General features: G+C 27.4%; 11 protein-coding genes. All 11 read right to left on the bottom strand.

Translation table 11 applies throughout. The features are described from left to right. Nucleotides 1-5: 5 nt before the first annotated feature. The 11 genes from ACYUDJ_RS08345 to ACYUDJ_RS08295 all read right to left on the bottom strand — a co-directional run bounded on the left by ACYUDJ_RS08345 (nucleotide 6) and on the right by ACYUDJ_RS08295 (nucleotide 15170). Nucleotides 6-1433 (bottom strand): sensor histidine kinase, encoded by a 1428-nt coding sequence (locus ACYUDJ_RS08345; protein WP_003488688.1) that lies wholly within the window; start codon nucleotides 1431-1433, stop codon nucleotides 6-8. 304 nt (nucleotides 1434-1737) lie between these two features. Beyond that, nucleotides 1738-2751 (bottom strand): helix-turn-helix transcriptional regulator, encoded by a 1014-nt coding sequence (locus tag ACYUDJ_RS08340; protein WP_080333487.1) that lies wholly within the window; start codon nucleotides 2749-2751, stop codon nucleotides 1738-1740. Nucleotides 2752-2916: 165 nt separating this feature from the next. Then, entirely contained in the window at nucleotides 2917-3741 is an 825-nt protein-coding gene (locus ACYUDJ_RS08335) for an MBL fold metallo-hydrolase (RefSeq protein WP_043031440.1), read from the bottom strand. A 651-nt stretch (nucleotides 3742-4392) separates the two neighbouring features. Continuing rightward, entirely contained in the window at nucleotides 4393-5826 is a 1434-nt protein-coding gene (locus ACYUDJ_RS08330; protein ID WP_043031438.1) for an MFS transporter, read from the bottom strand. Nucleotides 5827-5853: 27 nt separating this feature from the next. Beyond that, complete coding sequence (locus ACYUDJ_RS08325; protein ID WP_003488681.1) at nucleotides 5854-6291, bottom strand: MarR family winged helix-turn-helix transcriptional regulator; 438 nt, start codon at nucleotides 6289-6291, stop codon at nucleotides 5854-5856. A 172-nt stretch (nucleotides 6292-6463) separates the two neighbouring features. Next, nucleotides 6464-6952, bottom strand: a complete 489-nt coding sequence (locus tag ACYUDJ_RS08320) for a ferritin-like domain-containing protein (RefSeq protein WP_003488680.1) — start codon at nucleotides 6950-6952, stop codon at nucleotides 6464-6466. 598 nt (nucleotides 6953-7550) lie between these two features. Further along, the gene (locus tag ACYUDJ_RS08315; RefSeq protein WP_003488678.1) at nucleotides 7551-8828 is read right to left on the bottom strand and encodes a DEAD/DEAH box helicase; all 1278 of its coding nucleotides are present in this window, start codon (nucleotides 8826-8828) and stop codon (nucleotides 7551-7553) included. A 622-nt stretch (nucleotides 8829-9450) separates the two neighbouring features. Continuing rightward, complete coding sequence (locus ACYUDJ_RS08310; RefSeq protein ID WP_003488676.1) at nucleotides 9451-11235, bottom strand: ABC transporter ATP-binding protein; 1785 nt, start codon at nucleotides 11233-11235, stop codon at nucleotides 9451-9453. Nucleotides 11236-11545: 310 nt separating this feature from the next. Further along, nucleotides 11546-11743 (bottom strand): Apre_1838 family putative sactipeptide bacteriocin, encoded by a 198-nt coding sequence (locus ACYUDJ_RS08305; protein ID WP_003488674.1) that lies wholly within the window; start codon nucleotides 11741-11743, stop codon nucleotides 11546-11548. Nucleotides 11744-11869: 126 nt separating this feature from the next. Beyond that, entirely contained in the window at nucleotides 11870-13435 is a 1566-nt protein-coding gene (locus ACYUDJ_RS08300; RefSeq protein ID WP_043031436.1) for a radical SAM/SPASM domain-containing protein, read from the bottom strand. Between the two features lie 325 nt (nucleotides 13436-13760). Next, on the bottom strand, nucleotides 13761-15170 hold the full coding sequence (locus ACYUDJ_RS08295) for a S8 family peptidase (protein WP_003488669.1): 1410 nt from the start codon (nucleotides 15168-15170) through the stop codon (nucleotides 13761-13763). Nucleotides 15171-15597 lie beyond the last annotated feature (427 nt).

The following is a 15597-nucleotide window of genomic DNA, read 5'->3' as shown; positions in this document are numbered from 1 at the left end:
AATTATTAATTCTCCTTATTAAATTCCATTATTACTTCAGTACCTTTATTTAGTTCACTATTAATATTAAACTTAATATGATTTATAGTACATATATCATCACATATTGCCAATCCGAGTCCAAGTCCATTCTTTTGCCTATCTCTAGCTTTATCAACCATATAAAAAGGTTCTTTAATTTTATCTAGTTCATCTTTACACATACCAACACCATAATCCTTCACCACTAATTGAATTTTTTCTTCCTCAGAATTAGATTTTATCTCGATAATCCCTCCATCTTTTGATGCCTTTATTGCATTATCTAAAATATTAATTAATAGTGTCTTTATTAATTGCTTGTCCCCTTTAACATATACATCATTCACTTCACATTTTATAATTATATTTTTACTGTCTTTCTTTAAATTTAGGCTCTCACATGCCTTTGCAATACATTCATTTAAGGATACTCTTTCAAAATTTAAATTTTCCTGTTTAAGCAATATTAATTTTACTAAAGTAGAACATAGCTGTTCTAATCTTTTGCCTTCTGAATTTATGTAATTTAATGCTTTTAATTTAATTTTATCATTAACATTTCCCTTTATAAGCAAATCAGAGTATCCAATAATTGAAGTAAGAGGTGTTTTAAATTCATGGGTTAAACTATTTATAAATCGTTGTTTTGCTTCATTTGAATTTTTTAATTCATCTATGGTTTCCTCTGTTGTCTGAACCATTATATTAAAATTATTTGCTAATTCACCAATTTCATCTTTTTTATTCTTAATTCTAATTCGTTTGGTATAATTTCCTTGTGCTATCTCCATTGATATTTGACTAAACTGTAATATAGGTTTTGTTACCCTTTTAGAAATAAAATACATTCCTAAGCCAAGTATTGTAAAAACAATTAAGTCTAAACATATAAAAACTTTATAATTTTCTATCCTTTCATTATTAATATATGTTATATCCTTTATTAAAACAAATTTCACTGTATTATTCTGTATTTTTATTTTAGAGGTTATAAATAGATATTTTTTATCATTAATTTCTCTAATTAAAAAAAGTCTTTCTTCTAATTTTGCATTATTTATTTCCATACGCTCGTTATTAATTTTTATATTGGAATTTGAAAATATCAGATTGTTATTTTCATCATAGAATTCTAAAGCAGATTCGTTTATTCTATCGCTATAAAAATATTTAGCAATGGCTATCTGCAAAAAAGGTCTTAATTGCAAATCTTTTAAAAAACCATCTTTTTCAATTACATCTCTATTTAAATAAATACTTCCTTCTATTCCTCTATGCTCATCTATAGCTATTTTTATAGTCCTATCTAAACCTCTTTTATATATGTTCTCAATAATAAATATTCCTGCTCCATTAAATATAATAATAAATAAAACCATTGAATAAATAAATATTTTTTTCCAAAACTTCATTCTCTTAACCTCTAATTCTATAAATATTTATATATTTTTTATAATTTTGGTGATTTTAAAAATTTGAAGTTTACTAACCTCTATTTATTGTCTTTTTTAAATAAATATCTTTGATTTGAATTTAGCAAACAAATTTATTAAGATTTGATATCACATAGTTTTATACTCTGTAATATTTTTATATTAAATTAATTGGAAAATAAAATAACGAAAGAAGGTAAATACATCATAAAAATTATAGCACAAATTTATAAAAATATTTTTAAATTAATAAAATAAGACAATCTAAAAAATACAAGTTATATTATTCTAAAAAAATATACTCTTGATGAGAAGTTTTTGTCTCTACTAAACACTTTTTTCTATATTCAAAAGGACTTATCCCAATAATTTCTTTAAAGGAGGCAGCAAATTTACTTTGACTTTGATATGCAACACTTATTGCGATATCAGCCACACTATTTGATGTTTCCCTTAACATAACCGCAGCCTGTTTCATTCGGTATTTTTTCATATATGCAGCCATTGAAGTTCCATAAATACCTTTAAAATATGTTTTCAACGTAGTTTGGCTAATACAGTATTGTTTTGCAAGCTCTTGTATTGTATATCTATGTTTGAAATCTTCCGTAATTAGCTTTTTAATTTGCTTAATGGTTTCAACCTGTTGCTGGGAATAATATTCTCCTTGACCCTTTTTTGAAACATCTATTATATTCAAGAACACAAGTAATTCTAAAACTTTTAACTTAAAATATGCTTTTTTAACAGATTCCGGTATATAGTAGAGTTCGGGAAAAATATTTTTAATTTTATCATTTGCCCGCATGACAAAGCACTCATTATTAATACAAAACTTTTCTTTGAGTCCATAAATATCAATAGATATGTCTTTCAAAATTTCTGGTACATCTCTTACAATTTCATCTAAATATAATAGAACAGAAATTCCTTTGTAATATTTCAGAGGAAATCCCATGGTATAAGCATGATTATTCATAGTATGAATAGATAGATCACCTTCACCTAAATACAAATAAGAACCACTTAAAAACTCGCATTCCTGACGACCTTCTTCACAGTGATTGATTTCTATAATATTGTCATAGTTTGGTACATTACACAAACAAGTTGTTGATTCAAATTCATTAATGATTAACTCAATACCAGTAAATACTTTATAAACCGTCATGGACCCTACTCCATTTGGGCAATCCATTTTATATATAGTTTCATACCCATCCTTATCACGCTTTTGAATGGATGCTATTTTATTTAAAATCTCATGATCTTGTGCCATATCACTCTCTTTCAACACCAATCCCCTACTTTCCTATTTATTCTAGTACATCTATTTTATATAAATACTATCTAGTTTTATATGATTTCTAACTTTCTTCTAAATATTTTACCATACATTAAACTTTTAGATATCTAAAAAAGTTAAACCACCCATAAAAATGGATGGTCTTAGAAAAAATATTTATAATTCTATTACTTCACCTGTTGAAAGTGTATGTATTTGCTCTCCTAACAAATAATGAAGTCGATTGAAAGCTGTCTCACCTGTACAATGACAAGTAAAATAGCGTGTTGAATGTTTAGATAGCTTTGCAGTTAGTTCATCAATTCGACTTTCTGGCTCAGTCTTTTTAGTAGGTGGATCATATAGATGAAATCCAGACACCACAAAGTCTACATGACGACCTAATAGCTCCTCTGCTTTGTTTAATAAGTTTACAATCCCTCCATGAGCACAACCACCTACTAATACAGTTGTTTCTCCTTCAGTAATAAGTAAACTCTGTTCGTGAGAGAAATCATCCTCCACCATCACGCCATTTTTTTCAGCATAAAGAGTGTTATTAAACATAGGCTTAAGCACATTCCCACAAGGACTACTAAATACCTGTAGCTCTTCATCAATAATCTGGGATGATTTAGTTAGCACTATCTGAGGATAATTGGTTAAATCTGGATCTACTCCTACAGCATAGTCTTTTCCAAACACTTTTATTATATGTGATGAAAAAGCGTCTGGACGAGCATAAATCATAGAATTAGCATTACCCTCCAAAAATGTATTCAATCCACCACCATGATCTATATGTCCATGTGAAAGAAAAGCAGTATCTACATTGGACAGATCAATACCCAAAACATCAGCATTTTTTAATAAAGTAGACCCATCCGGTCCAAAATCAAAAAGAATACAGTGATGGGTTGTTTGTATATGTAAACTCAACCCGTGCTTAGGCTCACAATTAGGATTACTAGTATTATTTTCTACCAAAACAGTTATTTTCATAAAAATTCCCCCTGTAAAATTCTATTTATAAATCTTATTAGAAAACTTTATCCGATGACTACCCGCTCTAATACTCCCGTCTTCTTCAAAGTGGGAGTAAAGAGCGGTTACGTCTCTGGATAACGATTTCTAAGCTTTAGTGGGAGTAAAAACTCCCTCTAGAGCCAAGAACTCTGTTTATACTAAAGTTAGTCTCATATAACCTAATATTATTATACTAGTATTTAATTACCTTGTCCGCTCTGTTCCGACAAACTTTAGTCCCAAATAGACATCACAAAAATTCTTTTTAAACCCTACTTTTTCTTAGGGAAATATCTATTTTGGTGTTAATGATACCAAAATACTAAATCCTGTTTCATATTCCATATATCCTTTTTAAAATTATATAATATTTCCCAAGAAACTATGTTAATATAATATTTTAAATTCTGACCTTCTTATGATTAAAATCATAAAGTTTTTATGTACTATCATAACTTCTTTTATCCACCAATACAGAATACTCGATATTCCGTATTGAAATGAATGTGACATAAACTTTTAACATATGTAATTAATAAAAATAAACTCCCTTAATAGTAGCAGCTTTATTATTTCAACTATCTACTATAAAGAGAGCATATAAAAATCATTTCTATTATTATATTTTTATATATCTGATTTTAATTTTATTTTACTAATTAAGGATACTAAAAATCCAATAATACATGACACTGCTGCGATAAAATATACCCATCTCATTCCATAGATGAATACATCTCCTCTTCCTTCCACATAGCTTAGCACTCTATAACCTATTGTATAACTCATTCTGTTATACAATATGGTGGTTGAAATTGAAACTCCAAAAATAAATCCTAAGTTTCTAATAAGAGCATTTACACCACCTGCTATTCCTAATTTAGTTTTTTCAACTGATGACATAACTAATGAATTATTAGGAGATTGAAATAATCCATTTCCTAATGCTACTACAGATAACAATAATGTAATCATCAAAAATGTTGATTGTTCATTTAAAAATACCATACAAAATAATCCAATAGATGCTACTACGATCCCTGCTAATGTAAGTTTTTTACTCCCCATTTTATCTGATAAATATCCACTTATTGGGGCTACAATACTTAAAACAATAGGATATGCCATCATTATAAGTCCTGTTTTTCCTGGTGATAATTTTAGTACATCTTGAAGATAAAATGGTTGTATTATATTTATACAACTTATTCCTATGAACATTACAAAAGCACTAAATATATTAACAGAAAACACTCTATTTTTAAATATTGATAAATCCAACATAGGGTTTTCAATTTTTAATTCTAATATAATAAATACAATAAAACATATTAATGATATTATAAATGATACAATTATATTAATATGATTATATCCTGTTTGCTGACCTTTAAGCATTGCCCAAAATAAAGCAACTATAGATATAATAAAAAGTATTGCGCCTTTAATATCTAGAGATTGATCACTTTTCACCTTATCCTTAGGTAAATATTTCATTGCTGCTATAAATGCTACTAATCCTATAGGAACATTTATCAAGAATATATATTCCCAACTTACTACTGATATTATTAATCCTCCTAAAGGTGGTCCAAGTAAAGTTCCAAGTGCAACAGATGTACCAGAAATTCCAAGTGCTCTACCTCTTTCATTAGGTGGAAATGTATGTGTTATAATTCCTTGACTTGTAGACATAGTCATTGCTGCTCCTATTGCTTGAACAATTCTTGAAAATATTAAAAAATTAAGTGTAGTTGATATTCCACATAAAAAAGATCCCAAAACAAATATTATAAATCCATATTTAAATACACTTGTTTTTCCTTTTATATCTCCTAATCTTCCGAATATAAGTATAGCTGCGGAAATTACTATAAGATAACTTGTAACAACCTGTTGGATACCTGCCATAGATGTAGAAAGTTCTTTTGCCATAACTGGTAAAGCTACATTTACTATGCTACTATCAAGACATGCCATAAACGGTGACATAACTACTATAGCAAGTATTATCCAATTATTTTTATATGTATTAGTTTCTTCTTTAGTTCTATTAACCATATGTAGTTTTCCTCCTCTTTAGTTATATTAGTTTTTAGCTTTAGACTCCTTAATATTCATATACATATTTTTTAGTAAACATTCTGCAGTTTCTTTCTCTTCCTCTGTTAATCCATTAGTTATTATATGTAACCAACCATCTGAGGCTTCCCTAATTTTTGGAACAACAGCCTTAGCCTTTTCTGTAAGATATAATTTATATGCTCTTGCATCTTTATTATTTATAATTTTTTCTACATATCCAAGTTCTATAAGCTTTTTTATAGCTCTAGCAGAAAGAGCCTTATCTACCTTTACACACTCACTTAAAGCGTTTTGATTTATGCCTTCATTGTCATATAGTGCCAAAATAAAAGGATATGTTCCTGAACTTAACTCATACTTCTTTAAGGCTTCATCTAAATAGCCTTGTGACGATCTATCTATCATTGCTATATATTTGTTTAAAAGATTTCTTTTTTTCATGTATAATCCCCCTATAGTTGACTTATCAACTGTTTTTCAATATATCACAATATAGTTGATTAGTCAACTATATCTAAGATGAGATTTTTGTACTTTTATATACAATTTATTTACATTCTATTATAATTTAAAAACCTGCATCTAAAAATTAAGATGCAGGTAATTTTATTCTTTAAAATGGCTCGAATCCTTGCTCACTCCACCATTCTTCCATTAATGTTTCATATTCTTTATAAAATTGTTCTAAGTGACTTTGTTCCCACTTAGCTAATTCTTCATATATTACTTTAGCCTCTTGAACTTCTGTATCTTTAGCAGCCTTTTTATAAAAGTCTACAGAATCTCTTTCCATTTGAATCCCTATACCAAATACTGACACTGCTTTTGAAGCACCTTCCCTATCTAAATTTTCCCAAGCAAATATCTTTGGTGAAGCTACTTGAATCTCTTTTAAGTCTATGCTATCCACCTTATTATCTTTTAGTTTAGTGAATAAATCTTTTAACCATTTCACATGTTTTAATTCTTCTTCTGCCAATTCTAGGAATGCTTTTTTAGCCTCTTCTGAATTTGTATCTTTTGACACCATTTTATAAAATTCATAACCTTCATTTTCATTTATTATAGCCTGCTTAATAGTCTTTAATTCTTCCTTATTCATAATTTTACCTCCTATATTTATAGTAAGTTCTGTGAAATTATATGAACATTGATTACTCTGAGCTTTTTGAAATATAGTGGTTTTAGTACAAAAATATTACCTACCAGAAATGAGAGCAGAATCAATGAACAAATCTAGCGAAAAAAATATCCATCTTTGACCTATATGTAGCATATTTATAAACTACTATAAACTATTGATTTATCATACTATAATCAATAAAATCCAATAAAATATAAATCTTATATTTTAATACCTAAAATAAATAATGGAGTAATTTTATTTATTTACAAAACTATTTTTTCATAATTAATTAATGCAACCTTATAATACACAATTTATACCCTATATTTTTTTACTTATAAAATTAATATGAATATATTATATCATATTATGTATTTATTCTTCACTAAATATTCTGAATTTTTCTATAAAATTCTACATAGGATTTTATATGTAATAAACACCACTGCTTTTAACATAATTGAATTTTTACTGAATCATGTTTAAATTGCATTGTTAACTTTTTATTTCCACCCAAAATAAAAAAATGACTCCTGTTAATACAGAAATCATCTTTTTTTATATTTATATTAATTTATTTCTTAATCTGTTTTGTTGAATTATTCTTTCTTCTATTGTTACTATATCTCCAATTTCCACCCTGTCTTTTAGAGGAAGGTCTTTTATTATAATTATTTTTAGTGTTTTCCTTCTTAACTTCATCCTCATTAATATGTCTTATTTTATAAGGATGATCTTCTACTACTGGTATCTCCTTGTGGATAAGTTTTTCAATAGCTTTAAGAGATTTTATTTCTTCAATATCACAAAAAGAAATTGCAACACCTTTAGCTCCAGCTCTTCCAGTACGTCCAATTCTATGAACATAAGTTTCAGGAACATCTGGCAGATTATAATTAAATACATGAGATAGTTCATTAACATCTATACCTCTTGCTGCTATATCTGTTGCAACTAAAACTCTTATTTTACCTTCCTTAAAATTATTTAAAGCACGTTGTCTTGCATTTTGTGATTTATTGCCATGGATAGCTTCAGCTTCTATGCCTGCTTCAACAAGATCTTTTGCAATCATATTTGCTCCACGTTTTGTTGTTGAAAATACCAAAGCAGACTCTATAGATTCATCTTTAAGCAAATGTTTAAGTAGAGATCTCTTTTGCTTTTTACGAACATGATATACTTCTTGTGTAATAGTATCTACTGTAGATGAAACTGGTGTCACTTCTACTCTTATTGGATCTTTTACAATAGAATCTACTAGCTTTGTAATTTCAGATGGCATGGTTGCAGAAAATAATAAGTTTTGCCTAACCTTAGGTAACTTTGATATTATTTTTTTAACATCATGAATCATACCCATATCTAGCATACGATCTGCCTCATCTAAAACAAAACATTCTATGTTACGTAAATCAATATACTTTTGATTAAATAAATCAAGCATTCTTCCTGGAGTTGCAATTAGTATATCCACACCTTCTCTAAGTGCCTTTGTTTGAGGATTTTGTGATACTCCACCAAAAATAACTGCACTTTTAAGATTTATATATTTACCATAGCATTCAAAGCTTTCTCCTATTTGAATAGCAAGTTCTCTAGTAGGGGCTAATACCAATGCTCTAATAGTTCTAGGATTTTTATTAACCTTCTTATCCTTAGAAAGATTTTGTAATACAGGAACTGCAAAGGCTGCTGTTTTTCCAGTACCAGTTTGTGCACAACCAACCAAATCTTTTCCATCTAATATATAAGGAATAGATTTTTCTTGTATTGGGGTAGTTTTTTTATATCCTTCTTCTTTTAAAGCTTTTTGAATAGGCTTAATTATCTCTAAATTTTCAAATAACATTTTTTCTCCTTTATCTTTTGCAATTACAAATTTTAGTTTTATTTATATTATTTAAACTATTTAACAAATTACAATACACATTATTATAACATATCCTATTAACTTAATTTCAAACCATAATCTAAAATAAATTTATTAAACTAAAAGCTATTCACCATTTTGAAAGTTATTTATATAATTCTGGTCTTTTACTTTTTTATAACATAATAATACCGCTTTTAATTCGTAAACATTGTATTTTGATCATAATTATTGAAACTATGTTGTATAGATATATATAGCAGGAAGTAAAAAGCATATTTCTTATTATCCTCACAAATAAAAAACTGAATAGAATTAACTATCCAGTCTTCTTTATAAATTATTCAAACTTCCAGTTATATCCATTGGCGGCCGTTATTTCCAATATATACCATCCATCATTAGGAATTTTAGTACTATTCGCATAAGTTCCTTGTCCAATTTCATTTATAAGTAATGAACATTTTCTGCATTCTCATTAGGTAGATTGATTTTAAATGTATTTAAAGTTAAATAACTGCTTATTAGAAGAATAAAAACATTCCTTTTATTTTTAGTATAACTAATATAAAAAAGAATTTATTCATAAATTAATTAGTGCTTATGAAGATTTAGTAGATCTCAGATATTCGGGATCATACATTCCTTTATATACTGTTGATTTTTCAAGTAACTCATCATGGTTACCAATACTTATTATTTCGCCCTTATCTAGCAAGACTATTTTATTAGATAAAAATCTGGCACTAGAAAGTCGATGTGTTACAATTAAACCTATTTTTTTTCCTACTAATAATTTATAGTTTTCAAGTATTTCTTTTTCTGAAATACCATCTAAAGAGGCATTAGGCTCGTCTAATATATAAAAATCCGAATTTCTCATAAAAGTGCGACTAAGTGCAATTTTAATCCATTGCCCACCAGATAACTGTGTTCCATTTTCAAACCAATAGCCTAATTGAGTTTCTAATGAAAAAACTTTATCCATTCCTGTCAATGATAATGCCTTTTTAATTTTTTTGTCTGAATTGATATCCTCAAGATTTCCAATAGCTACATTCTCTCTAAGAGATAATTCATATTTACTATAGTCTTGAAAAAAAATACCTATTACCTTTTGATATGATTCTATATCAATAAGTCTTAGATTAATATCATTGACAAATATATTCCCCTCATAATCATCATAAAATCCAGCTATAATTTTTACGAGAGTAGATTTCCCAGATCCATTTTTACCAACTAAGGAAACTATATCACCATCTAATAATGTTAGGTTTATATTTTTCAAAACATAATGATTCGAATTTTCGTATTTATAACTTAAATTCTCAATTTTAATACTATTAATTTTATTTATAGTGATTTTTTTATCATTATCATTGTTACTATCTACTTTCATATCAATAAACTCAAATATTTGGCTTATATACAGCGTTTGTTGTACAACTTCTACAAATTTTCCAGAAAATAATTCTATACTACTTTTTATATTTGAAATACTTGTAATGTATGCAATTGCATCACCAATCATTATCCGACCATATTTAGCGTCTAATATACTTAGAACAAAGATCCCCCCCAAGCATAAATCATCTATTAGTGTAATAACTCCATCAGATATTGACATGCTTTTATAATTTTTTCTATCCTGATCGAAAAATTTATTATATATAATTTTAAATTGTTTTATAAAATAATCAAAAAGTTTATACATTTTAATTTCCTTAAATGCTAAATCATTAGTCAACAAAAATTGGTAGTACCATTTCTTTCTTTCTTCCGTTGTACGATTTCGAATTAATTCATATTGTTTTTTGCTATAATGTATCATTACAATTGTCTTAAAAGTCGAGATGAATACAATTATGACAAGTAACCACCATCTCCAGGCTAATAATATTCCGATGTTAGTGGCTAATGTTATAATTGAAGAAACTAATGAAATTACTGACATAAAGTAAGTAAATACACTTTCATCAGCTTGGCTTTGAGCTCTCTGAATCATATTATATACATCGGTATTCTCAAAATTTTTCAAATTAAGCTCACTAGTTTTATTCAAAACTAATAAGTTAAGTTTTAAGGTTGCTTTATTTTTAAATTTAAAAGTTATATAACTTATAATTTTATTTATTGAGTCATTACATATCTCCATTGTAATATAGGCTATAACCAGAACAAAAACCTTACTAAGGGAAATGGAGGGTTTTTGAATACCATTTAAAATGTATTGAATAAGTATTACCCTTAAGCTAGGTATAACTCCTATTATAACTTGGTTAAACATGATTAAGTATAAAACTCTTTTATCAATTTCTGATAACAAAAGATAAATTCTTCTATATAAATTGAAAATTTTTTTAAAATTGAATTTTGTAGTCATATAGCAATAGCCTCCCACATAAATTTATCTAGTGTACATTAAATAATTTCATTTTGTACATTAGTTAGAACTAAACTAAAAAGATTATATTTAATATAAAAATTATGTATAATTATAAAAAGAGCCTATTTATCTAAGGCTCCTTTGTTAGTGATTTTTTACCATATACATTGTTTTATTAAATTATATATTTGCCCCACCTGTATATCTATAGATTTATTTAATCATATACTTAAAATACTAATTTAGTGAAATAACGAAATATCTAAATAATTTAGATATTTCGTTATATAAAAATAAGGTTTAATTGTTAACTTTTACGATCGGCGTTAGCAGAAGTTTTCTTGTTTCCAGCTCTATGTTGTTTACTGCCATCTTCACAGCCACAGCCACAATGAAAACAGCTATCACTACCTCTATATGATGCATACTCATTTAAACTACACATACAAGCTTGTGGTTGAACACCATCTCCAACTGTCCTTCCAAAAGGATTAATAAATTTCATAATTTCACCCCCTTAACATTTATAATAATGTCTTTCTAAAATGTCACTATTATAGTTATTACAAACATATAATTTTATATAAATAACTTTTATAATTAATAAAAGTATTTATTCTTAAATGATCTATTACGTAAGTTCCATTTCATTCAATTTTCCTAGTTCTTGTGGGTTATTTTCAAATATAGAGTGATATCTGACTAAAGAAGATTCTATGGCAATTCTTTCATCAATACATTTCTCATGTCTATAGCTATAGTGAACACCATTTTCATCATAGCTATTGGTATAACAAGCACTGCAAAGATTTACTGCCCAGCAATTTTTACAATATTTTTTGGCTTCATTTATAAAATCTTCAACATATAATTTTTTTATTTTAGGAATATCTAAACCTATATCTACATTTCCTAGTGAAGGAATATTACCAACTCTTTCACATGGATAAAAATTTCCATCAACTGTCACGAACATTTTCCTATATCCTGGAACACAGCAGCCATTCATTCCGTATTGTTTAGCAGGTTTATCAGTTAATAATCTTTTATGAATTCTTAATAATTCTTTATTTAAACCTCCTTGCGAAAATAGCTGCTCATTAGGTGATTTTTGTTTTTTTCTATCACTCCAGTCAAATAATGGTTCATGGATATTATTAATATAGTACTTTTCGTCTTTGCTTTGAGGTAATACATATTCCATCTCTTTTGGTCCTGGATCTACAGTACTACATAAAATTGGTAGATCACTAGGAAGCCAGTCTAAATTTTTAAAAAAGTTATGAATTTGGTCATACTTTTCTTCATAATTAGGACCGGAGGTAACTATATTGAATCCAAAAGAAGGACTAGCGCCAATTCTTTTATATGCTTTAACTAAGTTTTTTAAACCTCTTACTGTATCATCAAAGCTTCCTTTACCATTGGCATAAACTCTGTTTTCATTGTGAATAAGTTTAGGACCGTCTAAACTTACTGTTATACTTACCTTATTTTCAACTAAAAAATTAGCAATATCCTCTGTAATTAATGTAGCATTTGTTGTCATAGAGTATGAAAGGTCTTTATTTTTAATTTTAATTTTTGCATAATCAATACACTTTTTAAGTAATTCAAAATTTAATAAAGGCTCTCCACCATAAAAACCTATATAAACCTCTTTAGTATCACCTGAATGATTGTTAAAAAAATCTATGGCTTTTTTAGCTGTTTCAAAATTCATATCCCTATGTCCAAACTCTCTATGCTCTGGATGGGATGGATTATAGATACAATACTTACATCGTAGATTACATTTTTCTGTAAGTTCCAAAGTAATATTTTGTATTTTATTAGATAACATTTCATCTAACCTTAACACTGGATTTCCGGTTAATGTTTCTAGAATTGGTGCAGATAAAATATGTTCTTTTTCAACTGCTTCTCTAATTTCATTTAATGCTAAAATTAAGTTATCTTCTGATATATTTAGCTCAAATAAAGAATCAAAACTATCATTTTCTAACAAACATTTTAAAACTTTATATACATTTTCATTTAGTCTAGCTATTTTCCCAGTTCCTGTATCTAAAAAATATAAATTTTTTTCAGTGTGGAATGTTTTCCCTAATCTCCCAAAATAACTATTGTTCTTTAATTTATAAAAGAATTCTTTGAAATGTATAATATCTAACTCACTAGTTGTTCTTGCAATCATAATATCCTCCTTAATTTATTGAATTTTAATCCTATTTTTATTATTAATTTTAAGTAAATAGCTAATTATATGAATAACTAATACAGCCATAAATTTTTTAAGTGTGTCTATCCAAACAATCTAAATATATGGCTTTTTTAAAAGCTTAAGAAAAGTTTTAAAATATGAAATTTTCTTTATAATCTTTACAAGGTACTATAGTTGTAGGAGCTTGTCCTTCTATATACATTATACATATTTTATTAAATATGTCAATATATGGATTTAGTGATTTATTTATATTTATTAAACTTAAATTTCTAATTTTTGCAGAAATTTTGCTTTTTTATTCTACTAATGCTGAATGTGCATCAACTAGTCCAGCACCATAATATTCCTTCGATTCATTATCATGTAGTTTTTCAGATGTTTTATAAATTATTTTTGCTACGTCTTTAGGTTTAAGGTGAGGATTTTTACATAAAATAAGACCTGCTATTGCTGAAACTTTTGGTGCTGATATTGAAGTTCCTTCCCCAAACACATACCCAGTATCACTGATTCCCGTATTTAAACACAAATCAGGGAAATCGCCTCCAGGTGCTGCCACATCAATAAATTTTTTGCCATAGTTCGAATATGCAGAAATTTCATCAGTTTTTCCAGTGGCTGAAACATTTATAACGCCATCAATGGTTCCAGGAACTACATAAGTCAATCCTTCATATTCAAATCCATATTTCCCATTTTTTTCATTAAGGAATTCTGTTAATTTTTTTGTATCACTACAATCAAGGCCATCATTTCCAGCAGCGGTAACTACAGTAACTTTATGTTTTATTGCATACCCAATTGCACGTTTATATAACTCATATTCTGCTGCATCATCACCTAAATCATGTTTGATTCCAGTGTCAGGATCAGTCCAATAGCACTTTCCTTTTAAGTCGTAACCTGTCATACTTAGATTAATAACCTTTACACCATCATTAGTTGCTTTTATTATTGCTGATGATACTATTGTGGCATTTGTAGTTTTTTCTGAATCAAAAACACGATAACTTTTAAATCCAATATTAGGGGCAACTCCCTTAGCCCTACCATTGGCAGCAATATTTCCAGCTACATATGTTCCATGGCCTACTCTATCTTCTATATCATTAGGGGTTCCGGTTTCTGTTTTATCGCTATTAAATTCCTTAGGTACAAAATTCTCTCCACCCATAAAATTTTTTTCTAAATCAGGATGATCTTTTTTTATTCCAGAATCTATAATACCAATTACTATATCATGATTTCCACTATTTAACTCAAAGCTTTTTCCACTATTAGTCACTCTTTTAATATCCCATTGATATTCATTATATAAATCACCATCTTCATTGTTATCCACATTTATTGCTCTTTTTATATAATCTTTAAAGTCTATTGTTTTTTCTTTTGGAACTTCAATATTATGGTTTGGTGCTATTGATTTTACTGTATCATAAGTTCGAATTTCAGGTATTAACTTAGAATTACATTCAACTTCCATTCCTCCAATTTCCGTAAATTCTTTTGTTATTTTCCCCCCAGACTCACTTATAAAGTTTTTAACATCATTATCGATATTGTTATTAAATAAAATCACTAAATTAGTACTACCTTCAGAATTTTTATTCATAGCTTGTACATTATTATCTATAAACATAGCTCCTATTATAAAAATTCCAATCAATAGCAAATAAAACTTTCTGAAAATCTTTTCTTTTTTCATAATATACCTCCAATTAACATATATTTTTACACTTTTTGTATATTACTTATTATATACATATCAACCTTTATTTTACAATATACTTTTCTATAAAGCTTATGTCACTAAAGTTGCATACCATTTAGTAAGTATTAAACAAAAAGTAATACTTATAAAAGTTTAAACTTTTACTTTTTTATAACCTAATAATACCGCTTTTAATTTATAAACATTGTATTTTGATCATAATTATTAAAACTATGTTGTATAAATATATATAGTGGGAAGAAAAAAACATATTTCTTATTATCCTCACAAATAAAAAACTGAATAGAATTAATGCCCAGTGCCAATAAGAATGTTTTCAGTTTTTGAGATTTCCCGTAGGATTTTGAAGTCCTACGGCGTTTCTCTTGTCTTAAACTCTTCCCACATACTGTATTAAGTG

Source organism: Clostridium sp. CTA-6, from assembly GCF_054768115.1.
This window is presented reverse-complemented; position numbering and strand designations above follow the sequence as displayed.